The sequence below is a fragment of the Bacillus sp. EKM501B genome, from assembly GCF_011800505.1.
Lineage (GTDB): Bacteria > Bacillota > Bacilli > Bacillales > Bacillaceae_G > Bacillus_A > Bacillus_A cereus.
In genome coordinates this window covers 43259-69239 of sequence record NZ_JAALFZ010000017.1, presented here as the reverse complement: position 1 = coordinate 69239, position 25981 = coordinate 43259, and the positions used below count along the sequence as shown (strand labels likewise).

Here is a 25981-nt window from a genome sequence, read left to right as displayed (position 1 = left end):
TAAGAAACCTACAAGTTTTGCACTTTATTAACAGGCTAATAATTAAAAACTTGAAGTTATTTAGGTATAATAAATCGTAATTCAAATAACTCTTAAAAAACGGATAAAGAAATTGACAAACTGCTTAATATGGTTTATCTTATAATTGTTTTAAAAAATTGATAGACGCTCATTTTAACAGCTTGCTATAATTAAGGCTTTAGCATTTTTTTAATATGTAATATTGACTAAATGAAAAAGTTTCTTAATTAAAAGATAGCGTATAACATAAATTGATATATTGATTGCATAATCTAGGAGATCAGAAATATACATTTCTTTTTAACAGGAGTAATACATACATTATTATTCTCTATAAAATGGGAGCTCTTCAAAAAACTTTATTGAAGTTAGTTGAAGGGAAACCGACAATCTCCATAATTCAATGATGATATAAAATCATTGAATTATGGAAGTTGTCGGTTTTTTTTATGGGAAAAAACGATGCACTAAAAAGAGTGAATGAAAATTGAAATTTAAAAAAACATCTTAATTAAAAGGAATTTTATAGGTTATTTTCGCTTAGAAGGGAGTATTTAACATGTTAATTTCGCTGAGTTCATCAACACTGTTAACATTATTTTTTATGGCGCTTAGTGCTTCTTGGCTAAGTGGATTATTGTTTTTAAATGCAAGGATGCCTTTACGTTTTGTTCATATCCATATTGGTATCGCTGCTTTGCCTTCATTGATTTCTTTACTCGCACTTGTTAATAACAATGGAGATAGAGTTGTGGGGCCTTGGCATCTAGATACTTTAGCTTGGTTAATGGCTTTCTTTGTTCTTACAATTGGTTTAATCATTCAGCGTTTTTCTGTACGTTACTTAATGGGAGACCGCTCATATCGAAAATATTTTTTACTTTTTACATTTACTACAGGTGTATCTTCGGTTGCATGGTTAAGTGATGATCTTCGTTTCATGATCATTTGTTGGGGAGCAACGCTTATAGGATTGGTTCTACTCATAGGGCTAAATAAAGGGTGGAAAGTAGTTAGTGAAGCAACTAAAATCTCTGGCTATTTATTTACAATAAGTTGGATTGCGTTGCTATCAGCTATCATTTGGCTTTTTCAAGTAACTGGACAGTGGCAATTAACATCAGTTTTAACGAATGAAAATGTAGCGCTACATGGAACATTGGAGAGAACAGGAATTAACTTATTAATTATATTAGCGGTGATGATTCCAGCAGCACAATGGCCTTTTCAAAGATGGTTAATTGAGTCTGCCGTTGCTCCAACTCCTGTTTCAGCTATTATGCATGCGGGTTTAGTAAATGCTGGCGGTATCATGTTAACTAGATTTTCACCTCTTTTTCATGATGATATTGCACAAATCATTTTACTTATTTTCTCTAGTATTTCTGTCTTAATCGGAACAGGAATTAGTTTAGTCCAAGTTGATTATAAACGTCAGCTAGTAGGTTCAACTATTGCACAAATGGGATTTATGCTTATTCAATGTGCATTAGGCGCCTATTTAGCGGCTGTTATTCATTTAATTTTACATGGTTTGTTTAAAGCTACACTGTTTTTACAAGCTGGTTCTTCAGTGCAACGTTGTGGGGTAGTGAATCAGTCTAATGAAAAGATGTCCAATTTATGGATTATAGTCGGGCGTGTTTTAGGAGTATTTATAGCAATTACTTTCTGGTTTATGACTTCTGGAGAGGGGTATCAGCTAGTTAGTGCGTTAATCTTAGGGTGGTCATTATATTTTTCATGGAAACAGCTTGTTGTTTTTGGAGAGGGAAGAATGGGACGAATTGCTGGCGTAATTGTTTTGATTGGATGTTCTCTCATTTACTCTACTGTTCATAATTCTCTTTATAAATGGTTGCATACTGACATTTATCAAAGTGTTCAACCTTCAGCTCCAGCCGTTATCTTTGTTATATGTATTTTACTATTTAGTAGTGCTATTAGTACTTTCGTTACTCGTAATCAATCTTCTACTTTATTCGCTGTACTTTATCTTTGGTTAGTTCGAGTAGGTGAGGCGAGAAGAAAATCAGTAGAAAGTCACCCAAGCTATCTGAAACATTATGTATCAAAGGGAGGTAATTCGTGATGAGCATATCGTCAATATTAAAGAAAGATACAAACATTGATATACAAAAAAATAATATAAATGATTTAGTTGCATCTGCTAGCAGAGTTATTGCACCACTTTGGCCTATCTCTACGTTTGCAGCTCACCATCCTTGGATGGGACTTGAAAAGCAATCATTTGATCAAGTTGCAAATTGGTTAAAAGAAATTCGTAATGTGGATATGTATCCTAGTGCCTCCATGATTCATTCGGCAAAAGCGAAAGGTGAGATTGAGGAATCATTTTTACAAAGTAGTTTGTCTCGTTGGCTTGATTCACAATCTTTTCATATTCCGCGAGAGAAAGCAGAGCGATTTTGTCAAACAGCTTTAAAATTAGAAAGAGTACCTTCTAGTCTATTATCATCGCCAGAATTAAATAAACTGGCAGACGAAATGAGTTATATAAATACAGGGAGTATGAAAGCCTCTGTTATGCAACCAATAAGTTCGCTTATAGAGAATCAAAATGGTGAAAACCTATCTGATATTCTTAATTATCATATCATTAAATGGTGTAAATTATATCTTGATGACTCCCAGTCAAGTTGGACGATGCCAAATCGAGAGAAAGGTTTTTATCGTGCATGGCAACACCTTATTAAATTTGATCCAGCGCTCAGCAAAAATGAGCGTAAAGTTTTAAAAGATTGGCCACAAGATGCCCGATTAGCTTTAACGAGAGCATTATCTGAACTAGGAATTTCTAAATCTAACATCCAAGCTTATCTTGAAGGGCACTTACTTTCTTTGCCTGGGTGGGCAGGAATGATACGATGGCGCTCAAAACAATCAATTCAGGAACAGGAACTCTTAATGGAATATTTAGCAGTTCGAATTTCTATGGAGTTGGCTATTGTAAAACCTTATTTATCTGTAGTAAATCAAAAGGTTGAGAAAAAAGTTTTGATTGCTCCACTTATAGCTTCTTGGATCTATTGGGGAGATATTTCAACACGGGAATGGTTACGAATGCCTGCAGCTGAACAAAGCGAATTGTTAGCATTTGCATATCGTTTTGATGAAAATATTCGCAGGAAACTTTGGCTGGAAGCTTGGGAACAAACGCATGCAGAGCAATTAAGGGAGAAGATTGCTTCTAAACAGCGTGTAACTAATGATAAAAAGCATGTATTAGCTCAATTAGCATTTTGTATTGATGTACGTTCAGAACCGTTTCGTCGCCACTTAGAAAAACTAGGTCCGTTTGAAACGTTTGGAATAGCTGGTTTCTTTGGGTTACCAATTGCGACTAGTGAACTAGGGAGTAATGACAGCCATCCATCTTTACCAGTTATATTAAAACCGAAACATCAAATAAAAGAGCTCACGGATGAAAATGAATATAAATCTTATCAGCAACGTAAGAAGATAGACAGCTCAGTAAGTTATACGTTTAAGACGATGAAACAAAATGTACTGACAAGTATGTTACTACCTGAGGTAAGTGGCCCTTTACTTGGTCTACAGATGGTGACAAGGAGTTTTGTGCCAAGAGGAGTTGGTGGTTTCATTCGTAAACTTCGTAAAACTATGTTACAAAAACCTGATACAACATTCTCGCTTAATCATGTTCATGACACAAAAGGTGAGATACCTATCGGTTTTACGAAAGAAGAAAAAGTGAACTATGTGCGTCAAGCTTTAAAAATGGTGGGACTGACAGAAAAATTTGCTCCTTTAGTTGTAATGTGTGGACATAGTAGTCAAAGTACGAACAATCCTTATGCGGCAGCACTTGAGTGTGGTGCTTGTGGAGGCGCAGCAGGGGGATTCAATGCAAGAGTTTTCGCTACTTTATGTAATCTTCCAGAAGTAAGAGAGGCGTTGTCTGCTGAAGGCATTAACATTCCTGAGGATACCATTTTTGCAGCAGCTGAACATAAAACAACAGTGGACGAATTGGAATGGATTTACGTCCCAGAACTTTCGAAAACTGCGCAAGAAGCGTTTGATTGTATCGAGACGATTATGCCAAATGTGAGCCAACATGCAAATAGAGAACGTTTAACGCAATTACCTAATTTCAAAACGAAAATAAAAAATCCGAGTAAAGAGGCGCATCGATTTGCAGAAGATTGGAGTGAAATACGTCCAGAATGGGGATTAGCGCGTAATGCATCTTTTATTATCGGAAAGCGTGAATTAACTCAAGATTGTGATTTAGAAGGTAGGGCTTTCCTTCATAATTATGATTGGAAACAGGATGAAAGTGGCGATATATTAGCTAACATTATTGCAGGACCAGGAACAGTTGCACAGTGGATAAATCTACAATATTACGCATCAACTGTAGCTCCTCATTATTATGGTAGTGGAAATAAAACAACCCAAACCGTAACGGCGGGTCTCGGTGTTATGCAAGGGAATGCTAGTGACCTGTTGCCAGGCTTACCTTGGCAATCGGTTATGCAGTCAGATAGTGAGACGTATCATTCACCACTTCGTTTACTAATTGTCATTCAAGCACCTATTGAATATATAGAACGTTTGTTAAATAATGATTTCACATTTCGAGAAAAAGTCCAAAATGAATGGGTTAGACTTGCAAGTGTTGATCCAGAGGGACGCTGGAAAAACTGGTAACAATTATTATTGTTACTAGCTTAAAAGTTTCATAAATACAATAATGAAGAAGGAGTGCTCCATATGAATTCAAAGAATAAAAAAGTTTTATTATTAACAGACATTGAACACGGAATAGAGCCTAGTATCCAACAAGTAACTAACATTCAACAAGAAAACATGTTGACTATACACAGCTATGATTCTGTAATTGTACATCCTTATGGAGATATAATGAGATCTATTATTATTGCTATTTATCAAGAAAATGTTAAAGAAATTTTTGTTGTCGGAATAGAGGATAAAGAAACTTCTTCAGTTAATCTACAAACTCAACGTGATTTCATAAAAGATAATATAGAATTAGACTATCTCTTTAAAAATTGCATGCCTGAATTTTCAAGTGGTAGCCTTAATCAATGGCTGAGTGGACAAAAAAATGTTAGTGAAAATATTGAAAAGAGTATAGATATGATCCGTCATCATCCATTAGTACCTTCTGATATTGAAGTTCATGGTTTCAGGATTGATAGAACAGGTGAAAAAGAAATGGTTGTTAAAATTGCTACTAATAAAATAGTTGAAAAAGTTAATTAATCTATTAAAGACAAATAAATTCTTATGTATAAATTGCTGTTGTATAATAAATTTTATTATGTTTTAAGAATCAGAAGAGGTAGCCATGCAAAACAAAATTATCGTTATGTTTCAAAAAGATTTTCGTTTATATGATAACCCAGCTCTATTTGAGGCTGTTCAGTCCGGGGAGGTTCTTCCGGTATATGTACAAGATGAAACTTTTTCAATAGGAAGTGCGGCAAAGTGGTGGTTACGCCATGCTATAATGGATGTCCAAAAGCAACTTAAGGCATTGGGCTCTACTTTAATAATCCGCAAAGGAAATACACAGGAAGAAATACTTTCTCTCATAAAACAATTAGATATAACGGCTGTATATTGGAATAGTTGTTATGATCCAGACAGGTTAAAATCTAATCAAAAAATGAAAATGATATTAGAAGATAAAGGTATTATTTGTAAGGAATTTAATTCGCATTTATTATTAGAACCGTGGATTATAAAAAAGAAGGATAACACTGAATATAAGGTGTTTACGCCTTTTTACAATGCATTTCAAAAGCAGGTAATACCTAAACCTATTAGCAGAGTGCAGAGTATAAAGTGGGGAAACTCTTTACCAGCAAGCTTATCTGTTTCAGAATTACACTTGCTGCCAACTATACCGTGGACATCTCATATGGAAGCAATATGGGATCCGACAGAAGAAGGGGCATATAAAACATTCAAGAAATTTTTCTCTAGCAAATTAGTCTCTTATAGTGAAGGAAGAGATTTTCCAGATCAAAATGTCCATTCGATGTTGGCACCGTATCTTTCATTTGGTCAAATATCAGTAAAGCTAATGTTTCATTACTTAATAAATAAAAGTACCGAAAGACAATGTAGTCTTTTTGAAAAACAAGTTAATAGCTTTATACGTCAATTAATTTGGCGAGAGTTTTCTTATTATTTACTATACCATTATCCATTTACAGTATATAAACCTCTTAATAAGAGCTTTGAACATTTTCCGTGGAATAAGGAAGAGGAGTTATTAAGAGTATGGCAGAAGGGTGAAACTGGTTATCCGTTTATTGATGCGGGAATGCGGGAGCTTTGGCAAACAGGTTTTATGCATAATCGGGCAAGAATGGCTGTAGCCTCTTTTCTTGTAAAGCATTTGTTAATTCCGTGGCAAGAAGGTGCAAAATGGTTTATGGATACACTACTAGATGCTGATATTGCAAATAATACAATGGGATGGCAATGGGTTGCTGGAAGTGGAGCAGATGCATCACCGTATTTTCGTATTTTTAACCCCATCACACAAGGAGAAAAGTTTGATAAAAATGGAGAGTATATAAGAAGATGGGTACCAGAATTAAGAGATATCCCAAACAAATATATACATAAACCTTGGGAAGCACCTGAGCATATTTTACAAAAATCCAATATAAAACTTGGGAATACATATCCTTATCCGATTGTTGATCATAAGGCAGCACGAGAGAGAGCCCTTTGTGCATATAAAAGTATGAAAGAATTTGTATGAAATAGGTTAAACAATATGTATTTAGAATTTTATCCATTACAAGGACATACTAATCATATAAAGTTTCTGTAATCTTCTAGTAAAAAGGAGAATGTTTATGAAAAAATCTAGTATTATAGTATTTTTACTAACATATGGTTTGTTTTATGTTTCTAGTATTTTATTTCCTATTGATCGTGCGTGGTATGATGCGTTAGAAAAGCCGTCTTGGACACCTCCTGGTATGACAATCGGCATAGTTTGGGCTGTATTATATGGACTCATTGCATTATCAGTTGCAATTATTTACAACAAATATGGATTTAAGCCAAAAACATTTTGGTTTATATTCCTTTTAAATTATATGTGCAATCAAGCTTTCAGCTATTTTCAATTCAGTCAAAAAAATTTGTTTTTAGCAACAGTAGATTGTTTACTTGTCGCTATTACTACGTTACTTCTCATAGCGGTTTCTTCCAAATTATCTAAAGTATCGACATGGTTGCTAATTCCGTATTTTTTATGGTCTGCATTTGCTACATATTTATCTTGGACAATTTATAGTATAAATTAAAGACGGAACTAAAAACTTGAGCATAATAAAAATGCTCGAGCTTTTATGTGTGTTAATGATAATCCAAAATATGGAATATATACATCTTATGGAGGTCACCTTTGTGAAGAAATGGATAAAAATTACGCTGTACTCTTTACTAGCTATTTTAATTATAGGAAGTATTACTTTTTTGACTTGGTCTCAGTTTACTTATAAACCGACGAAAGAGGCTTTGTCGTTAGTAGATGATAAAAAAGATGAAGATAATATCGTTTTTGGAGCGAAAGATGCGAAAGTAGGGGTTATTTTTTATCAAGGAGCTAAAGTAGAAGCTGAGGCTTATAGTTATTTAGGAGAAGCTCTTGCAAAAAATGGGCAATTTGTAGTAATGCCTAAGTTACCATTAAATTTAGCGATACTTGGAATAAATGAGGTAGACAGTGTAATTGAAAAATATCCGGAAGTTCAAAAATGGTATGTTGCAGGGCATTCAATGGGAGGAGCTATGATTTCTAAGTATGCCTTCCAACATGAAGACAAGGTAGACGGGATCATTTTCTTAGGTTCGTATCCTGCAGATGACTTTTCTACAAAATCGATTCCGATGTTATCAATTTATGGAGAAGTAGATGCTTTAGCAACTCTAGAAAAAATAGAGAACAATAAAAAGTTAATGTCGAAAAATACAACTATGCACATGATAAAAGGGGGAAACCATGCTCATTTTGGCATGTATGGTGAGCAAAAAGGTGATAATGCGAGTTTAATTACGGCAAAAGCACAACGAGATGAAACAGTAAAAGTAATTGAACAATGGTTATTGGAACAATGATAACGAATTTAATAAATCTACCGAAAGAATTATCCAAACGGTAGATGGGAGAGAGAATAAAGAGCCAAATCGTATGAATTGGCTCTTTTATTTATTTGCTATCTCCAATTGTCCCCTTATTTTCTCAGGAATATCCTCTTTAGAAATAATATCGTAAGAATACACATATTTTCCTTTCACATGAATTTTTAAGTAAGTTTTTCTTATAAAATCATTAGGCGTGTTCGTTCCAACTGTATATTCTTTTTCATTACTTAATTCGTCAACAGCTTTTAGTGAGTACATAGCTTTGCCTTTATGATGATAATCTGGAACACCATATCCTTTCGCAACGGCATATACATTTTTTTCTTCAGCAATCGGATTAAATCTGTCTAAATCTCCGCGTAATATGAAAGGTAGTAAGTATATAGGGAGGCCTATTCCTAGTATGCAAATTACAAATTTCTTCATGATCGTTTCTCCTTTTGTCTATTTACATTTTTGAGTATAGAAAAAAGTTCTTATGAATATAGAGGGAAATTCTTTAAGTTTTTCTTAATAAAGTTTAACTTTGTGAAAAAAACTAATTTGAGCATTAAGTTTACGAAATGAATAGCCAAATAACCTATTTTCTTTATTTTTTGATGGTAGGTTATTAGGTTTTATATTGGTATGAGTGAATTAAGAAATAAGTGAGGTTTAGGAAATAGAATGAATTTATCTTATAGTAATAAGAGAATTACCTGAATAAATGATAGTGAGAACAATTAAAGAAAGCATCTAGTGGGGTGCTTTTTTCTTTTGAAACAGAGAATCTCATGGGTCGGTTACATGTAATTTCGTGCTGTGCTTCTAGGTCATTGGAAAATCCAACAATAAAAAAAGAGGGGGAAGGCGTTTTTTATTGAAGTTTGTTAATGATAGATTTTTAACTTGAGAGGGGGATCGTAAAATAGATTATTAATCTCTTTGGTAATTTTTATTTTCCTTATAGTTGGCATATTGTATTAGAAATTTTAAATTTTGAAGGGAGAATCAATAAGTATGGGTAAGAAAAGAAGAATAAGTAATAAGTTATTACTTATCAGTGCAATTTTTACAATAGCAATTCCCTCAGTCTCATATGCGGAGGAAGTAATTTCACCTGAAAATTTTAAGAGTTCTTCAAATTTGTATAAGGCACGGAATACGGAAATTTTGAAAACAAATTTATATCCTAATACATATAATAATCCATTTAACCACCAATTTATTTCAAAATTAAAGGAAGTAAACACAAATATAAAAAAAATAGACAATAGTGATGATGAAAATCCTGTTATATCTACTACTCTTTCATTTATTCGCCATATGAATAGTGAAGATTATAAATCTGCATTTGATTTAACCTCAAGGTCATTACAGAAAATAATATCCGAAGAATGGTTGAAGAGCTATTGGGAGGGACTGCCAGTTCAATTACAAGCAGGTTCTTTTATAGAAATTGGAGAGGTTACACAAAAAGAGACAAATCCTGTTCATACAAATGTGGAGATTCAATTAGTTTTTGAAAAAATGACTGTACCTTTACTAATTAAACTAGATCCATCTGGAAAAATAGACGATTTTCAACTAAGCATGTCGTTTAGTCCTGTTGCTGAGTGTCCATCATATAGTAAGCCTGAATCATTTGTTGATAAAGAAGTAGTAGTTGGAAGTGGTGCATTTCCATTACCAGGAACATTGTCGGTTCCAAAAGGAAATGGTCTTTTTCCAGCGGTTATTCTTGTTCAAGGATCAGGAGCAACTGATCAGGATGAAACAGCGTTTGCTTTAAAACCATTTCGCGATTTAGCTGAAGGTCTTGCATCGAAGGGAATTGCTGTCCTTCGCTATAATAAACGAACGTATGAACATGGGCTGAAAACACAATTCAGTCCCTTCTATACAGTTGATAAAGAGACAACAGATGATGCTCTTCTTGTAACTCAATTTCTTAAAAATGAGCCTCTAATAAATAAGAATCAAATATATATTCTTGGTCATAGTCAAGGTGGAATGATGCTTCCGAAAATGATTGAAAAAGACCAAAATCAAAATATTGCTGGGGCAATTGTAATGGGTGGACCAGCTCGTACGATTCAAGACGTTGTTTTAGATCAATTTGAGTATCTTTTTTCTATTGGAGCAATGAACCAGGAGCAATATAAATTCTACAAATCGCAATTTGAATTATTAAATGATCCAAATTTCTCTGGTCAGAATCCTCCAAAAGATTTTTACTTAGGATCAGCAGTATTTTGGGATTCTATTCGGAAAATTAAAGCAGCAGAAATATCAAAAGAACAAAAGACACCACTTCTTATTATTCAAGGAGAAAGAGACTATCAAGTTCAATCAAAAATCGAAATTCCTCTTTGGAAAGAACAATTAAAAGAACGAAATAACGTTGATTATCGACTATATCCAAAGTTAAATCATTTCTTTACAGAGGGCGATGGGGAAATAAGTAAACCGGATGAATATTATAGTCCTGCTAATATTCCTGAGTATGTTATAAATGATATTGCTGCTTGGGTGCAAGGCAGATCGCAATTAAATTAGCAACCATATGTTTTAATAAAGACTTTCTTTCTGTAATCAAAATAGAAATATTTTTATTAGGTTATATGTTTTTTTTAGCACTCTTTGAAAAGGAGTGCTTTTTTATTTTTCTATGATTTCTATAAAATAATGGACTTGTCTTCCAAATAAAGCGTTATTTGTAACACTGTTATCAAAGCAAAGTGCTCGTGACATTTCCTTGATATTCAAAAACATTAATAACCTATTATGTGAAGTTTTTTGAAAATTTAGGTTTAACATCTTTAAAATAGGTGTATTACATATTACATAACAACTAAATAAGAAAATAAAAAATCTAAGGGAGGAAAAATACGATGCATAAGAATGAAAGAAAACCGGTGGTTTATGAATATCAAAATGAACAGGAAGTAGTTATGAAAGTAAAAGAGCTAGAATTGAAAGGGATTCACCAAGATGACATTTACGTCTTAACACATGAAAAACATATAACAAAAAAGATTGCGGATGATACAAATACAAATACGATTGGAGTAAAAGAACAAGGGTTGGGCACAAGTATTATCAACTTTTTCTCCAAAAAAGGGGACGAGCTCCGAAATCAAATGGAGGAAATGGGGTTGTCGAAGGAGGAAGCTAACTTATATGAAGAAAAACTAGATCAAGGGAGAATTTTACTTCTAGTAACAGATGAAACACTAACGGCGAGTGATAGGCAGCCGCAAAACTATCATTCTCTCTAATAGATTGCAATATCTGATAAATAGATAAGTTAATTATTTTAGGTTGTAGCATGGAAGAAAATAAAAGTAGAGAAGGGTGAGAAAAATGAAACATACAATATTTAAATATGCTGTGATTGGGATTACGACCGGAGTCATGGTATCTCTGTTAAAAAAAGAAAATCGGAAAGCTATACAAACAAAAGGAAAAAGCGTAAAAGACAAACTACAAGAAGGAAACATAAAGGAAACATTAGAGAAGGTAACCGAGACAAGTAAACAATTCTCTGTAACTGCAGCTAATGTTGCAAAACAAACATTACCACAACTGCTTACAGCCACACCGGTTGTCATTTCTACTATTAAAGATTTAACAGAAAACGAAAATAACAAAAAGAAAAAAGATGAAAAGGATAATGAAATAAATCAAAATAGTAAGAACCTAGCCGGAGAAAAAACGGAAAATGAAAAGAAATATGTGAAAGAAGGGAAAGAAGAGAGTGCTTAGATTTAATTCTAAAAAGAGAAAGTGAGGAAAAAAGTATGAAATCTCTGTATGCAATTGATGTAGGAATTGGTTTTACTAAGCGGGCATATCGACAGGATGTAGATTCTGAGGTGACGATTAAGAGTGAAGCTGCCACACTAGCTCCTGTACCTAATCATGCTGAAAGTGAAGATTTAACAAAGGTAAGTTTTATAGACTTAGACTTTGCATACTACATGGGAAATGAAGCACATCAATCTGACGCTTCATTTCTTCCTCCATTTGAAGAAGAAATAGAAAATTATTATGAAAGCGAACAGTTTAAACAACAAATATTTGGTTGCATTGCAAAGGATTATAAAGAAAATGTCGTGTTACCTTTAGTTGTTACCGGGCTTCCCGTTACTTGTTTTGGTAGTCAGCATGAGCAATTACAACGTGCACTAAAAAAAGAAACTTCCGTACAAATTGATGGGAAATTTATTAATATTACGGTGGAAAATGTTTTGATTCTTCAGCAACCGGTCGCTTTACATGCCTATTTCTTAAAAGAGGGAATCATTCAGGAACAAGATCGTATCTTAATTATTGATGGTGGATTTCGTACATTAGAAATGACAGATATGAAACAGAATGTCATTTTAAATCATTATGAGACGGAACTAGGATGTAGCAAGCCTTTGAAAAATATTAAGAATATCGTGCAGAATCATGAGGGTGAAAGTAATCAATTGCATATTAACGACATGCCAAACATATTAGAAAAAGGATATGAATGTCGAGAAGAAAATCCTGAGACAAGTCAGGTTCATACTTTGATTCAAAAAGAGTTGGATGCACACTTCCAAGACGTCATGTGCATATTACAAGAACAATTTACGTTAGAACAGTATGATACTATTATTTGGACAGGAGGAATAGTAGATCTCCACAAAAAACGAATTAAAAAAATGCAAAGTGAAATTTCTTCTTTCCGTATGGTAGACGCTTCGAAAGAGGCTGCACTTCATGGATACTACATTATTGGGAGTCAAGTATTTGACGACATCACCAATCAATCTGCATATGAATCCAAATTATAATAACGACTGAAATGGAGTTCGTTGAATAGACGTGCCAAATTATGTAGCTTCTTTTCCACATATAATAAATTCTTTATAAGAAAAAATAAAAAGTGCTTGTATAGAGGAAATGTTTAAAATTGAGAATGAAAATAACTAATATAGGGGGTCTTCCTTTTAAAAGAATAAGGCCTCCTATGTCATTTATTTTGTAATTTAGATGATCTAAAAACTTTTCCTCCAAGACATGAATACCTACATACAAATGTCATACTACGGTTATGATTCGATTAAACATAAAACAATTTAGAAAGGAAGAATAATATGGAATGCATAAAAATGACGAAATGGAGTTGGTATCATGTGAAAACTAGTGAGCTTGAAAAACTTTCTTCTATAATCCCTCGTGATGTAACATCTTATTTCTCTCAATTTGTAAAGAAAATAAGTTCTCCTTGTGAAAATGGATTATATGTTTATACGTTATCACCAAGTCAAACTTGTGTATATGGTTCGTTTTTATATGATCAAGATAAAAAGGACGCCAAAATTCAAAAATTTCTTCATTATTTCGTAGCTCATGGAATACTGATAACAGTTCAGGAAAAAGAGGAAGAGGATTTCAAAAAATTAATACATAATTTCCCTATGGGTACAAAAAATTGTAATAGTTCCGCTGAAGGATTATGTGCTATCTTATCAATGTTTATATCTCATTATTTGCGAAAGGTTGACTACTTTGAAAACAATTTCAGAAATGTATTATGGGATTTTTATCATCATAATAACATAGCAGTTTTAGAAAGGATTTATCATATTCGTCATGAATTATTTATGAACACACACGTGTTTCGCTTAATACAAGAAGTGTTACAAGGCCTAAAAGAAGCTTGGTTAGAAAAACTAACAAACACCCTTTGTTATAAACAAACAAGCGTAAAATTAGAGCGTGGATTACAACTCGTTAAAGAGTACCAAGAAGAATTAGACACGATGATTCATTTGCAAGAAGTTGTTTCTTCTCATCGTGGGAATGAAATTATGAAAGCTCTTACTGTATTAACTGCTGTGAGTACGCCTTTGACAGCCTTAGGAGCATTATGGGGTATGAATTTTAAATACATGCCTGAACTAGAATGGAAATATAGCTATTTAATCGCTCTCTTATTTATTATTTTCACAACAGGGGGGATGTATATGTATATGCGATTCAAAGGATGGACAGGTGACTTATTACGAGTAAAGAAAAAGAAATCTTTTTTTAAATCTAATTAATCCTGTTTATAAAAAATATGATAGATATATGATTTGTAATATTTATTAATCGAGATAGCACCATATCCCCATCAAGTTAAAGTTTTGATGTCCCCGTAATGATAAAAATAAACTTGGTTTCCATAAAAAACATAATATTTTCATTTAAAGGCTATGAGGTGAAATGTCATCATCTTCATCACGTTTGACCTTCAAGAAATAAAAAGTTAAACTATTCTTGTACTCGAAGTACTATTATAGTACTGGAGAGATAATAACTTTACTATTTTGGTATGAGGTGAATAAATGATGAAAGATCGGATTGCCAAAACTGCTATTGCGCTTTTTCATGTAAGGGGAATAAAATTCACAATGAGTGATTTAGCTCGTGATCTAGGTGTAAGCAAAAGTACGCTTTACGAGCATTTTCCATCTAAGGACGAGCTTATTGGTTATGTAGTTGAGCAAATAAATGAAGAAGCCCAAATACGTTTTCGGGAAATTATCGATAATTCGAATTTGACCATACCGGAAAAATTAAAAGGGATTCTTTTAATTGTGCCTAAGGATTTTCAGCACAGCTTCGTACGTTTACTGATTGAACTGCGACGTTACCATCCAGAGCAGTGGGCAAAAATAGAACAAGGCATAAATGAAGAATGGGAGGTAATTACTGGGCTAGTTGAAGAGGGCATCAATACCGGTGTTTTACGTTCAATGGACATTCCAGTGCTAATCCAAACACTCAAAACGTTAATGAAATCAATTTTTGAACAGGGGAGTATAGCCTCTAACCAAATTACTCTACAAGAGTCACTTGCAATGATGACCGATATCATATTGCATGGAATCACAAGTAAGGATTAAATAGTACTTCTACATAAAAAATGAGTAGGGTCACAATAACCATACAGGTTAACGTAGCCCCGCTCATTTTTTATTTTTATCCCGCTTTAATGGGCAGTAAGATTCCTACCTCAAAATTCAGTGAAAGCAAAGAATTTAGGTGGGAGATCAACTGCCCATAAAAGTCCGATTGGTGAGGGCTGATAATCAGTGGGGGATGAAGAAAACCCCACTGATTAAAGTTTCACTTTATGTCGATTTTACTTAAGGGTAATTATACTTTACAGTCTGGAAGATTTCGGTATAATATAAAATGAGTACCGAAAATAATTTTTTGGTACTAAAGGTACAAATTAAGGTAATCAGAGATGGAAACGAAAAGTTTGTAATTTTAAATTGTTTTTTCAATTTGGCTGGGATGTCCTTGAAGATAAAATACGGGTATAGGAGGAATGTAAATGGATTTTTTTGAGACTGTTATAATCATTGTGAATTTTAGTATTCTAGGCTGTATATTGTTTTTTAGTGAGAAAATAAAACAATGGTCTGTCTTTATTCTAACAGTTGCCTTTTGTGTGGTTGTTGTGCAGCTTATCGTAGAAGGGTATCGCTGGCAGATGATTCCTGCTTATTTGTCCCCATTTATTTTAACAAGCTGCTATCTATTTGCTGAATCAAAAAAGAACGTTAAAAGTTGTGGGGCATTCACAGTCAAGACATCGCTACTGGTCATTTATTTGACTATTGCGGTCATGCTTCCTTCCCTCATGCCGGTAGTTTTATTTGAAAAAACGAGCGGTCCCTTCAAGGTTGGTACTACACTTTATCATTGGATTGATTATAATCGAGAAGAACCTTATATGAAAGATTTGAACGGCCGGCGCGAGCTGATGGTTCAGGTTTGGTATCCTGCAAAAGAAAAAGGAGAGATGAATCGCGCACCTTATATCCATAACTCGGATGAGATTGCCAAGGGGTTGGAAAAATCATTGTCTATTCCAGCATTCGCGTTTCATCATCTAGGCTTGATGAAGTCGAATGCATTCATGGAAGCTCAATTGTCAGATTCAGAGGAACGTTATCCGGTCCTACTCTTTTCCCATGGTTTAAGCGGTTTTCGCAATCAAAACACGTTTGAGGTGGAGGAGTTGGCCAGCCAAGGTTACATCGTCGTAGGAATTGATCATACCTATGATGCTGCAGCTACCGTCTTTCCAGATGGCAGAACCGCTTTTGTACAGTCGATCAATTTAACTGATTTTGCCGAACGAGATCGCCATATCAAATTATGGAAGGAAGATGTTGTTTTTGTACTTAATCAAATAGAGAAGCTTAACCAAAGCGATAAAGATAATCGCTTTACAGGAAGAATGGATACATCCCGAATTGGAATGTTTGGACATTCTTATGGTGGAGCTACAGCTGCGCAAGTGTTAGTGGAAGACTCCCGTGTCAAAGCAGCCATCAATATGGATGGTACATTATATGGGGAAAATGTTCCGAAATCTAGAGTTGGAAAACCGTTTTTGATTATGAATGCAGAGACTAGTGATGATTCCACGGAAGATTTTTTAGAGGGAAAAGTTCGTAGTGACCATGCACTTGCAGGTGGTGGCATGTCAATGGTTATTCCCCATACCAATCATACGAGTTTCACTGATTTTCATTTGTTCTCTCCTTTGTTACGAAGCTTAGATGAAGATCCAAGATACGTTCACCGTATTATAAACGAATTCAGTCTCGCTTTTTTTGATCGATATGTGAAACAGGTAGACGATAGCTCTGCGCTTGAAAAATTGGACTCCAAATACCCAGAAGTGAAATTTAAAGTGAATTGATGACAATGTCTTTTAATATATTTGCTAACAGTTGGGTATATATTTTAATCATCAAGAAAGATTGCCCTCTGTAGCATACAGAGGTCAATCTTTTTTAAATTAATATAAAGGAGTTTTTTTATGTTTAATAGATTGAAGTATTTTCTTTTATCCGAGAAAGAAATAGTTGAAACTGTGAAGAATTACAAGGAGGAAAAAATACATGTTTTCATAATAAAAGATTTTTTAGGGGAGTTAATCTTAATAAGAACTCTTATATTTTTAATGTTTGTTCCAATATCAACTTTTATTTTTTCAGTTGTAATTTTTGGAGCTGTTTTCTTTTTATCCGGTATTAAGATTACCATTTGGGGCATTGCTATAATGTTATTGGTTCCAATAACATTACTTTTCTATATGAATATAACTAATACATCAATTATTATTACTGATTTAGTGAAGAAATTTTTATTAACCATAAAATATCTAAATCCATTTTACTCAATATTAAATAAACCTTGGTTATTTATTTTTGAATTATTATTTGGTTTTTTATATGTCTTCGTGCTATCTTTGTTTTCTATTTGGATAGTATTACATTCATTAGAAATAGGTTTCTCTGAATTTAGTTCAGAGGACAATCGAAGTTTCCAATTTTCAATTATTATTTTGCATACAGCAATTTATTTGTTTATAAGAGTTCATGGCCAGCCTTGTAAGACAACTAAGCAAAAAATTAAAAAACTGAAAATGAAATTTTATTTATGGTTTTGTTCTATGATTGCAAGTATTGTATATATATTTGAATCACTCTTTAATTATATGAATGGAATTCAAGCAATTTATTTTATATTTGTTTTAATGATTGCTTTAGAAAGAACAGTGACACATTATAAGAAATTTATAGATTTTTTAGAATCTGAAAATTTGTATGAAAAATAATTTTAGAGAGAAAAGTCATTTGAAATATAAAAAGTTATACCTACTAAGTACTGAACGAGTAAAAAAACGTTATTCTTTCTCTAGAATCCTAGGAAAGGATAGCGTTTTTTATGTCTATTTTTGTATCTGATGAACTACAACTATTTGCTCAAGAAATTCAATGTTATTTATCCCCGAACATCTTAAGAAATCTTGCAAGAGAGTCTGGTTTCGTGCAACGAACCTGTAAATTCCAAACAAAAAGTTTACTCAATTTATGAGTATGTATGGAAAAAGAAAGAGATTCAATAATGATTTGTTTAATATTAATTTATACATAAATGTATATTAAACAATATGTAATAATACATTTTATGATAATTTATTAAGATAAAATGTTATATTTTTGGGTGGAATATATAAATGGAGGAAATGTTATGAACAAGAATTTAAAATTTACTCAAATGATGATCGGTATTAGTACGATGGCATTATCATTTGGAAGTATTCAAACACAGGTATCCGCAGAAGAAAAAGCACCCTATAATACGTTACAGATGAAACCGATTGGGACAGAAACTTTAAAAGATGAAATTGCACATGCTACAAAAGCGGATGGAACTTTAACTTTTGAAGAGCGTTTAAAAGTAGGTGATTTTTCACAAAGGCCAACTTCGGTGATGAAACATAATGACAGGCAATTAAAGCAAAGCTATACTCTGGCAGAACTGAATAAAATGCCTGATAGTCAATTCATTGATACGCTATCAAGAGTTTCATGGAATCAAATTACAGACTTATTTCAATTCAATCAAGATACGAAAGCTTTTTATCAAAATAGAGAACGTATGAACGTTATCATTAATGAATTAGGACGACGAGGGACATCTTTTACGAAAGAGGACTCAATGGGAATTGAAACTTTCGTTGAGATATTACGTTCTGCTTTTTATGTGGGATATTCTAATAATGAAGTAGGTTACTTAAATGAGAGAAGCTTCCATGACAAATGTTTACCAGCATTAAAAGCTATTGCAAAAAATCCAAACTTTACATTAGGTACAGCTGAGCAAGATAGAGTAGTAGTTGCGTATGGGAAATTAATTAGTAATGCTTCTAGTGATGCTGAAACAGTACAGTATGCGGCAAATATTTTAAAACAGTTTAATGATAACCTTTCTATGTATGCTAATGATTATATGAAAGAACAAGCTGTATATGAAATCGTAAAAGGTATTGATTATGATATACAATCTTATTTGCAGGAAACGAATAAAAAGCCTAATGCAACAATGTGGTATGGAAAGATAGATAACTTTATAAATGAGGTTAGTAGAATTGCTCTCATACGGAATTTAACAACTGAGAATAGTTGGCTAATTAATAATGGGATTTATTATGCAGGACGTTTAGGGAAATTTCATAGCAATCCAAACAAAGGATTGGAAGTTATTACACAAGCGATGAATATGTATCCTCGCCTAAGTGGACCTTATTTTATAGCGGTAGAGCAAATCAAAACAAACTACGGTGGAAAAGATTATGATGGAAATACAGTAGATTTACAGAAAATACGTGAAGAAGGGAAGTTACAATACTTACCTAAAACATATACATTTGATGATGGATCTATTGTTTTTAAGACAGGCGATAAAGTAACAGAAGAGAAAATTAAAAGGTTATATTGGGCAGCCAAAGAAGTAAAGGCACAATATCACCGTGTAATTGGAAATGATAAAGCACTAGAACCAGGTAACGCAGATGATGTGCTGACAATTGTAATTTATAATAATCCAGATGATTATCAATTAAATAGACAATTATATGGATATGAAACGAACAACGGCGGTATTTATATTGAAGAGAAGGGTACTTTCTTTACATATGAGCGTACACCAAAACAGAGTATTTATAGTCTAGAAGAGTTATTCCGTCACGAATTCACTCATTATTTACAAGGAAGATACGAGGTTCCTGGTTTATTTGGGAGTGGAGAACTATATCAAAATGAACGCTTAACTTGGTTCCAAGAAGGGAATGCAGAATTCTTTGCAGGATCTACACGTACAAATAATGTTGTTCCACGTAAAAGTATTATAAGTGGCTTATCATCTGATCCGGCAAGCCGTTATACTGCAAAGCAAACTTTGTTCGCAAAATATGGATCATGGGATTTTTATAATTATTCCTTTGCACTACAGTCTTATCTATATAATCACCACTTTGAAACCTTTGATAAGATTCAGGATTTAATCCGTGCAAACGATGTGAAAAATTATGACGCGTATCGTGAAGCATTAAGTAAAGATGCACAGCTGAATACAGAATATCAAACGTATATGCAGCAGTTGATTGATAATCAAGATAAATACAATGTACCACAAGTAACAAATGATTACTTAATACAACATGCACCTAAGCCGTTAGCTGAAGTGAAGAAAGAAATTGTCGATGTAACTAATATAAAAGATGCAAAAATCACAAAACATGAGTCTCAATTTTTTAACACATTTACTGTAGAAGGCAAGTACATAGGTAGTACATCAAAAGGTGAGTCTGAAGACTGGAAAACAATGAGTAAACAAGTCAATCAAACCTTGGAGCAGTTGTCTCAAACAGGATGGAGCGGCTATAAAACAGTTACAGCCTATTTTGTTAACTATCGTGTGAATGCAGCCAATCAATTTGAATATGATATTGTTTTCCATGGTGTTGCAACAGAGGAAAAAGAAAAAACAACGACTATAGTAAATATGAATGGACCATATAGCGGGATAGTAAATGAAGGAATTCAATTCCATAGTGATGGTACAGAAAGTGAAAATGGAAAAATTATTTCTTATCTATGGAACTTTGGAGATGGTACAACAAGTACAGAAGTCAGCCCTACCCATGTATATGGAGAAAAAGGAGCATATACTGTGGAACTAACAGTGAAAGATAGTAGAGGAAAAGAAAGTAAAGAACAAACAAAAGTTACTGTAAAACAAGATCCGCAAACAGGTGGATCCCTTGAAGAGGAAAAGGTACTCCCGTTTAATAAGCTTGTAAAAGGAAATCTGATTGCTCCTGATCAAACAGATGTTTATACGTTTGATGTTACAGTTCCAAAAGAAGTAGATATTTCTGTGGTAAATGAACAAAACATTGGGATGACATGGGTACTTTATCATGAATCAGACATGCAAAATTACGTAGCTTGTGGTGAAGATGAAGGAAATGCTATAAAGGGAAAATTCGTAGCGAAACCAGGGAAATATTATTTGAATGTGTATAAATTTGATGATAACACTGGTGAATATTCATTATTAATAAAATAAATTTATTTTCAATATGTATATAACGGTTGTTTTTTAGGAGGAGTCTGTCACGATAGGCTTCTCCTATTTTTTACTCTAAAATAAGTTAATAAATTAGGTAATTATCTTTAAAAATAAATCATTATAAACCTAAAATATTCAATTAAAAAAGAGAAGAGAGGGAGCTTGCGTCTTAATAAGACTAATATTAGGAGTTATGTCACATTTCGATTAAATAAAATATCGTAAAATCCCCAGAATAAATTTTTTTGCATGTTCATTCATTTAGGGTAATTCTCAACTCTTAAGCTGATGTATGTGGGGGACCGACTCATATACATCAGCTTAAATAATTAGATATTTTATTTATTAAGTTAAGCGAAATTTTATTCGTATAGGAGGAAGGCCCATTTAATTCTTTTTTCGAATGTTATTCATGTTTATCGTATTCCATCGAATGCGCTTGTTACCAAGTGATGTACATAGGAATCATCCAACTTATCACCGGTTACTAGCAACCGATAAAAAATTGGTCCGTAAATGAGATCGATGGATAATTCAATATCAAGGTTTTCTTTCAATTCTCCTCTTTGAATTCCCTTCTCTAGAAGTTGCTTTGCTTGCAGTCGACGGGGCTGGAAACATCGAGTGCGATATTCCTCTTCCAGTTTTAAGTCAACGTTTGATTTTCTCTTTGCAACCAGAAGTTCGTAGTCGCTTAAATGGATTATTCATGTCTATTTTCTTTTTGGGTGTTGCTGTTGGATCCTTTTTCGGAGGATGGAGTGTAGCATTGTGGATCGGAATCGCTTTTCCGACCATAGCGCTGCTTTATTTTGCCACAGAGAAATAGTTCAATAATCAAATTTAAACAGACCGGATTCGCTTGAATGCATATTCATTAATATGTCTGATTTTTATAGATTATTTGCGGTTATTTTGAAGTTTTTACATCACAACCAGATTTTTTGTCTCTATCGCTAAAAGAGGGCAAAACTCACCATATAAAATGTGTCCGAATTCCATTTAGACTATGAAAAAAGAGAGCTTGTTCTAGACAACAAGCCCTCTAAAAAATAACGTAATTGAGATATCTATATATTAACAGTTATTTTCTAACGATTCTATATGTCTTATGTTGAGAAATAAATTATAAGTGGCTTGATAACGCTAAAATGAATTATTGACATAATATTTCGACGATAATATAATAAATCTCGAATTCAAGATAACTTGTAAAGGATTGGTAATTATGAGAGCTTATCTTTAAAGTTATTTGTTATATTATCAAGGGAATTACAGCCAATCACTAAACGTATGAAAAGGATCTAAAAATTTATGGACTTAATGCAACTGAATTTGCAGTGCTTGAGCTACTATACAGTAAAGCTGATCGGCCTATAAAAAAATTGAGGACAAAATATTACTTGTAAGTTTTTGTATCACGTATGCATCAATTATTTCAGAAGGTATTGAATTGGTGACACTAATTTTTCCACAGCATAGAGAGGGGATTCGGCAAATATTTGGTAGTTTGGACTATATTGAGAAAAAATGATAAGTAAACAGTTGAAAAAGTTAGGATATTACGCACAGAAAGTGTAAGTTTTTAGATGTTATTTCTGTTTAGTAATATCCTAATTAAATATAAATTAAATAAATAGGAGGGAAAATTAATAAATAGTAGTAAATGTATTGTAGTACAAAATAAAGAAATTATGTAATTGCAATTAATATAGTAGGAAATAAAGTTGTTATGTTCACGTATACATATCGTCCTTTTCATTATAAATCTTTCATAAAGCGGAGAGTGGGTATCAAGAATGGAGTTACGTCATTTAGAGTATTTTATTCAAGTTTGTAATAATAATAGTTTTACTAAAGCTGCGGAAGTTCTAGGTATTTCACAGCCGACTTTAAGTCAACAAATACGTGTGTTAGAAGGTGAACTTGATACACCTTTGTTTCATCGAGTTGGAAGAGGTATCAAAATGACAGAAGCGGGTAAGCTGCTATTTGATAAAGGAAAATTTATCATGCAACAATTTGATGACGTTTATAATGAAATTTTTGAATTAAAGGGTGTAAAAAGAGGTGTGATTACTATAGGAGGTCTATTAGAGGACCTTACTTATTTAACACCTTATATTATGAAGTTTCAACAACATTATCCCAACATCGTAGTGAAAATTGTAGAATCCGAAGTTGCCGTAAATCAAATCGTTGACAAAAATATTGATTTTGGGATTACACGTAGTGCTCAAATTCCAGACACATTAACAAACACCCTTTTGTATAGTGAAGAGCTCGTCCTTGTCATTCCAAAAAATCATCCTTTGAATGAAAAATCATTTGTTTCTTTTCGAGAATTAGTAGGGCTGAGTAGAATAATGGTTTCATGTAGTTGTCGTGAATCTATTAAAATATATTGTGAGAGTTTAGGGTTATCTTTATCTGAAGCAAATATAGAAACAAAATCTTCTATTTCTCTATTGAGCCTTGTATACAATGGACATGGGGTTGCCATAATACCTCGTTCACTGGTTAACTTTGTTAATAATGATACTTTGAGCATAGTTCGTATTACTGATCCAACACCAAGTCAAGATATTAATCTTATTCACTTTGATGATAAATTTTTAAGTTTTGCTGCACGCATCTTTATGCAGAAGTTAAATGATTCGCAAAAAGTATCAGTGTAATAGAAATAATAATAATTCTAGTGTAAAATTTGAAAAAATCTATAAATCTTAAGATAAAGCAAATATTAAAGTCAAAGGGCAGTGGCTTTATATGTGTGGTGTGATCGATTTTTGACTTTTACTTAAGGGAAAGGGGTAGGCTTTGCACGGAGAGAAGGATGTAAAAAACAAATCAAGTTTAAGCTATCAACTCTTTTGTCCTATTAAATAGTAATAGATTCCAATAGAGATATACAATGCTATTTCGAATCTACATATCCTTATTGCAGAAAGAAAACCACCGGCATTATACCGGTGGTTTTGATTTAGAAAGCAAAGCAAGTACAACCGATACCCCATGTAGTTCCATCTTTTCCTATTACGGTATGAGTGTGTTGATGGAGAGGGTTACTGCAACTATGTAACTTGTTATCATGGGCATCGTGAGAAAGTATAGTGTTGGCTAGGTTAGCACCGCCATAACCATAAACTCCCGTCGGTGACCAGTCAGGTGATGCTGGCGGCAATTCAGGTGATAAATTTTTAAATTCATCATTTCCATACACAACCTGTCCGCCCATAATTGTGAGTAATGATTCAAGGTTTTTGATTTCTTCTTCTGGCACAGTAAAGTAGTCAGCAGACAATACAGCAAGATCAGCAAACTGACCTACTGCAAGGGTTCCTTTTTTACCTTCATCACCAGAGAACCACGCACTTCCTTTTGAATATAATTCCAGGGCTACTTTTCTATCCAGTTTATTTTTTTCATCGTATATCGAAAGTCCACCAATGGTTTTTCCGGCAACCATCCAATAAAGAGCGACCCAAGGGTTATAGCTGGAAACTCTAGTTGCATCACTACCGGCGCCAACAGGTATACCAAGGTCTAACATACGATAAATCGGAGGAGTACGCTTTGCAGCTTCCTTTCCGTATAAATCAACAAAGTATTCACCTTGAAAAGCCATGCGGTCTTGGATGGCAATACCGCCATTTAAAGCCTTAACACGTTCCATGCTACGATCTGAGATTGTTTCTGCATGATCAAACCACCATCGTAGACCATTAAAAGGAATTTCACTGTTAACTTCCTCGAATACATTTAAGAAACGTGTGATTGACTCATCATAAGTTGCATGTAAACGGAAGGGCCAACGGTTTTCCACCAATAGAGAAATTACTTTCTTTAAGTCAGCTTCCATCATCGTAGCTAGTTCAGGCCGTGGCATTTGAAATTTTTCAAAATCGGCTGCTGAGAATACTAACATCTCTCCGGCACCATTCATTTTATACTTATCAGTTCCTTGACCTGGAGAAACAATTTTTGCCCATGAAGCAAAGTCTTCATATTCATGATTTGGATTCTGCGTAAATAGATTATAAGCAATACGCAAAGTTAATTGTTCCTTCTCGGCTAAATGTTCAACAACTTTGTAATCATCAGGATAATTTTGGAATCCACCACCTGCGTCAATAGCACTTGTAATACCTAATCTATTTAATTCGCGCATAAAATGGCGAGTTGAATTAATCTGGTCGTCAAAATTAAGTGCTGGTGCTTTACCTAAACTTGAATAAAGAATAGAAGCGTTAGGATTCGCAATTAAAAGGCCCGTTGGATTACCTCGTTTATCCCGCTCAATTAAGCAGCCTGGAGGGTCTGGTGTATCTTTTGTATATCCCAGTGCATGCAGCCCAGCACGATTTACAAGTGCTCTATCGTAAAGATGTAGCACAAATACAGGAGTGTCTTCAGAAACGGCATTAATTTCTTCCAAAGTTGGCAACCGTCTCTCTTTAAATTGAAATTCAGACCAACCTCCAACTACCCTTACCCACTGAGGAGCAGGTGTACGCCTTGCCTGTTCTTTGAGCATTTCTAGAGCAATAAAAAGTGATGGCACGCCTTCCCAACGTAATTCCATATTATAATGCAGACCACCACGAATAACGTGTATATGAGAGTCATTCAGGCCTGGAATAGCTCTCTTTCTTTTAAGGTCTATTTTCTTTGTTTTTTCCGTGGCACTATTAAGAAGCTCATCTCCACCTACTGCAGTGACTAAACCATCAGTTATGGCGATAGCAGATACCTCAGGCTGAGAAGGGTCAAGGGTAGTAATTTTTCCGTTATATAAGATCATATCCGGTAAATTCATGTTCACACC

The 25981-nt window shown here is 33.6% G+C and carries 18 protein-coding genes and 4 pseudogenes; 19 read left to right on the top strand and 3 right to left on the bottom strand.

Annotated elements, in window-relative coordinates:
• Window positions 1-580: 580 nt before the first annotated feature.
• The 6 genes from HFD78_RS23535 (at window position 581) to HFD78_RS23510 (ending at window position 8178) form a co-directional block, all read left to right on the top strand.
• Window positions 581-2113, top strand: coding sequence for an NADH dehydrogenase subunit 5 (locus HFD78_RS23535; RefSeq protein ID WP_098006187.1), 1533 nt, complete (start codon window positions 581-583; stop codon window positions 2111-2113).
• On the top strand, window positions 2113-4719 hold the full coding sequence (locus HFD78_RS23530; protein ID WP_098006189.1) for a DUF2309 domain-containing protein: 2607 nt from the start codon (window positions 2113-2115) through the stop codon (window positions 4717-4719). The genes HFD78_RS23535 and HFD78_RS23530 overlap by 1 nt, the downstream gene beginning before the upstream one ends.
• Before the next feature lie 63 nt (window positions 4720-4782).
• Window positions 4783-5295, top strand: a complete 513-nt coding sequence (locus tag HFD78_RS23525; RefSeq protein ID WP_001086249.1) for a carbonic anhydrase — start codon at window positions 4783-4785, stop codon at window positions 5293-5295.
• 85 nt (window positions 5296-5380) lie between these two features.
• The gene (locus HFD78_RS23520; RefSeq protein WP_098006191.1) at window positions 5381-6811 is read left to right on the top strand and encodes a cryptochrome/photolyase family protein; all 1431 of its coding nucleotides are present in this window, start codon (window positions 5381-5383) and stop codon (window positions 6809-6811) included.
• A 97-nt stretch (window positions 6812-6908) separates the two neighbouring features.
• A complete protein-coding gene (locus HFD78_RS23515) occupies window positions 6909-7364 on the top strand; it encodes a TspO/MBR family protein (RefSeq protein WP_000749728.1) in 456 nt (151 codons plus the stop codon).
• Between the two features lie 103 nt (window positions 7365-7467).
• On the top strand, window positions 7468-8178 hold the full coding sequence (locus HFD78_RS23510) for an alpha/beta hydrolase (RefSeq protein WP_098006193.1): 711 nt from the start codon (window positions 7468-7470) through the stop codon (window positions 8176-8178).
• Between the two features lie 87 nt (window positions 8179-8265).
• On the opposite strand, the gene HFD78_RS23505 is transcribed toward HFD78_RS23510, so the two are convergent.
• Entirely contained in the window at window positions 8266-8631 is a 366-nt protein-coding gene (locus HFD78_RS23505) for a YxeA family protein (protein ID WP_000714887.1), read from the bottom strand.
• A gap of 573 nt (window positions 8632-9204) precedes the next feature.
• Between HFD78_RS23505 and HFD78_RS23500 the strand changes: the two genes are divergently transcribed.
• The 10 genes and pseudogenes from HFD78_RS23500 to colA all read left to right on the top strand — a co-directional run bounded on the left by HFD78_RS23500 (window position 9205) and on the right by colA (window position 21150).
• Window positions 9205-10743, top strand: a complete 1539-nt coding sequence (locus HFD78_RS23500; protein WP_191968116.1) for an alpha/beta hydrolase — start codon at window positions 9205-9207, stop codon at window positions 10741-10743.
• Window positions 10744-11078: 335 nt separating this feature from the next.
• Complete coding sequence (locus HFD78_RS23495) at window positions 11079-11465, top strand: YflT domain-containing protein (RefSeq protein ID WP_000549439.1); 387 nt, start codon at window positions 11079-11081, stop codon at window positions 11463-11465.
• Window positions 11466-11550: 85 nt separating this feature from the next.
• Entirely contained in the window at window positions 11551-11952 is a 402-nt protein-coding gene (locus HFD78_RS23490) for a peptidase U61 (protein WP_065703728.1), read from the top strand.
• Window positions 11953-11987: 35 nt separating this feature from the next.
• Window positions 11988-13013 carry a ParM/StbA family protein gene (locus HFD78_RS23485; RefSeq protein WP_097863145.1) on the top strand — a complete coding sequence of 342 codons (1026 nt, stop codon included), beginning with the start codon at window positions 11988-11990 and terminating at the stop codon, window positions 13011-13013.
• Between the two features lie 303 nt (window positions 13014-13316).
• Window positions 13317-14267 carry a magnesium transporter CorA family protein gene (locus HFD78_RS23480; RefSeq protein ID WP_000388933.1) on the top strand — a complete coding sequence of 317 codons (951 nt, stop codon included), beginning with the start codon at window positions 13317-13319 and terminating at the stop codon, window positions 14265-14267.
• A gap of 285 nt (window positions 14268-14552) precedes the next feature.
• Window positions 14553-15113 carry a TetR/AcrR family transcriptional regulator gene (locus HFD78_RS23475; protein ID WP_087875542.1) on the top strand — a complete coding sequence of 187 codons (561 nt, stop codon included), beginning with the start codon at window positions 14553-14555 and terminating at the stop codon, window positions 15111-15113.
• A 437-nt stretch (window positions 15114-15550) separates the two neighbouring features.
• Window positions 15551-16930 carry an alpha/beta hydrolase family protein gene (locus tag HFD78_RS23470; protein ID WP_097813982.1) on the top strand — a complete coding sequence of 460 codons (1380 nt, stop codon included), beginning with the start codon at window positions 15551-15553 and terminating at the stop codon, window positions 16928-16930.
• A 120-nt stretch (window positions 16931-17050) separates the two neighbouring features.
• On the top strand, window positions 17051-17851 hold the full coding sequence (locus HFD78_RS23465; protein WP_000483298.1) for a hypothetical protein: 801 nt from the start codon (window positions 17051-17053) through the stop codon (window positions 17849-17851).
• 110 nt (window positions 17852-17961) lie between these two features.
• Window positions 17962-18108, top strand: a pseudogene (locus tag HFD78_RS23460) (IS4 family transposase); the annotation flags it as partial.
• Between the two features lie 159 nt (window positions 18109-18267).
• Window positions 18268-21150 carry a collagenase ColA gene (colA, locus tag HFD78_RS23455; RefSeq protein ID WP_098219406.1) on the top strand — a complete coding sequence of 961 codons (2883 nt, stop codon included), beginning with the start codon at window positions 18268-18270 and terminating at the stop codon, window positions 21148-21150.
• Window positions 21151-21569: 419 nt separating this feature from the next.
• Here the strand turns inward: colA and HFD78_RS23450 are convergent.
• Window positions 21570-21809 (bottom strand): annotated as a pseudogene (locus tag HFD78_RS23450) (TetR-like C-terminal domain-containing protein); the annotation flags it as partial.
• On the opposite strand from HFD78_RS23450, the pseudogene HFD78_RS23445 reads away from it, so the two are divergent.
• The 3 genes and pseudogenes from HFD78_RS23445 to HFD78_RS23440 all read left to right on the top strand — a co-directional run.
• Window positions 21797-21982, top strand: a pseudogene (locus HFD78_RS23445) (MFS transporter); the annotation flags it as partial. The pseudogenes HFD78_RS23450 and HFD78_RS23445 sit on opposite strands and share 13 nt — an antisense overlap.
• Window positions 21983-22371: 389 nt before the next feature.
• Window positions 22372-22734: pseudogene (locus HFD78_RS29995) on the top strand (MarR family transcriptional regulator).
• Between the two features lie 218 nt (window positions 22735-22952).
• A complete protein-coding gene (locus HFD78_RS23440) occupies window positions 22953-23831 on the top strand; it encodes a LysR family transcriptional regulator (RefSeq protein ID WP_000423205.1) in 879 nt (292 codons plus the stop codon).
• Window positions 23832-24136: 305 nt separating this feature from the next.
• Here HFD78_RS23440 and HFD78_RS23435 read toward each other — a convergent pair whose 3' ends face one another.
• Entirely contained in the window at window positions 24137-25972 is a 1836-nt protein-coding gene (locus tag HFD78_RS23435; RefSeq protein WP_070756681.1) for an amidohydrolase, read from the bottom strand.
• Between the last annotated feature and the right edge of the window lie 9 nt (window positions 25973-25981).

What these genes read in the sequence shown, in the direction of transcription:
- HFD78_RS23535 (WP_098006187.1), top strand. Translation starts at nt 581, where the DNA reads ATGTTAATTTCGCTGAGTTCATCAACACTGTTAACATTATTTTTTATG.
- HFD78_RS23530 (WP_098006189.1), top strand. Translation starts at nt 2,113, where the DNA reads ATGAGCATATCGTCAATATTAAAGAAAGATACAAACATTGATATACAA.
- HFD78_RS23525 (WP_001086249.1), top strand. Translation starts at nt 4,783, where the DNA reads ATGAATTCAAAGAATAAAAAAGTTTTATTATTAACAGACATTGAACAC.
- HFD78_RS23520 (WP_098006191.1), top strand. Translation starts at nt 5,381, where the DNA reads ATGCAAAACAAAATTATCGTTATGTTTCAAAAAGATTTTCGTTTATAT.
- HFD78_RS23515 (WP_000749728.1), top strand. Translation starts at nt 6,909, where the DNA reads ATGAAAAAATCTAGTATTATAGTATTTTTACTAACATATGGTTTGTTT.
- HFD78_RS23505 (WP_000714887.1), bottom strand. Translation starts at nt 8,631, where the DNA reads ATGAAGAAATTTGTAATTTGCATACTAGGAATAGGCCTCCCTATATAC.
- HFD78_RS23500 (WP_191968116.1), top strand. Translation starts at nt 9,205, where the DNA reads ATGGGTAAGAAAAGAAGAATAAGTAATAAGTTATTACTTATCAGTGCA.
- HFD78_RS23495 (WP_000549439.1), top strand. Translation starts at nt 11,079, where the DNA reads ATGCATAAGAATGAAAGAAAACCGGTGGTTTATGAATATCAAAATGAA.
- HFD78_RS23490 (WP_065703728.1), top strand. Translation starts at nt 11,551, where the DNA reads ATGAAACATACAATATTTAAATATGCTGTGATTGGGATTACGACCGGA.
- HFD78_RS23485 (WP_097863145.1), top strand. Translation starts at nt 11,988, where the DNA reads ATGAAATCTCTGTATGCAATTGATGTAGGAATTGGTTTTACTAAGCGG.
- HFD78_RS23480 (WP_000388933.1), top strand. Translation starts at nt 13,317, where the DNA reads ATGGAATGCATAAAAATGACGAAATGGAGTTGGTATCATGTGAAAACT.
- HFD78_RS23475 (WP_087875542.1), top strand. Translation starts at nt 14,553, where the DNA reads ATGATGAAAGATCGGATTGCCAAAACTGCTATTGCGCTTTTTCATGTA.
- HFD78_RS23470 (WP_097813982.1), top strand. Translation starts at nt 15,551, where the DNA reads ATGGATTTTTTTGAGACTGTTATAATCATTGTGAATTTTAGTATTCTA.
- HFD78_RS23465 (WP_000483298.1), top strand. Translation starts at nt 17,051, where the DNA reads ATGTTTAATAGATTGAAGTATTTTCTTTTATCCGAGAAAGAAATAGTT.
- colA (WP_098219406.1), top strand. Translation starts at nt 18,268, where the DNA reads ATGAACAAGAATTTAAAATTTACTCAAATGATGATCGGTATTAGTACG.
- HFD78_RS23440 (WP_000423205.1), top strand. Translation starts at nt 22,953, where the DNA reads ATGGAGTTACGTCATTTAGAGTATTTTATTCAAGTTTGTAATAATAAT.
- HFD78_RS23435 (WP_070756681.1), bottom strand. Translation starts at nt 25,972, where the DNA reads ATGAATTTACCGGATATGATCTTATATAACGGAAAAATTACTACCCTT.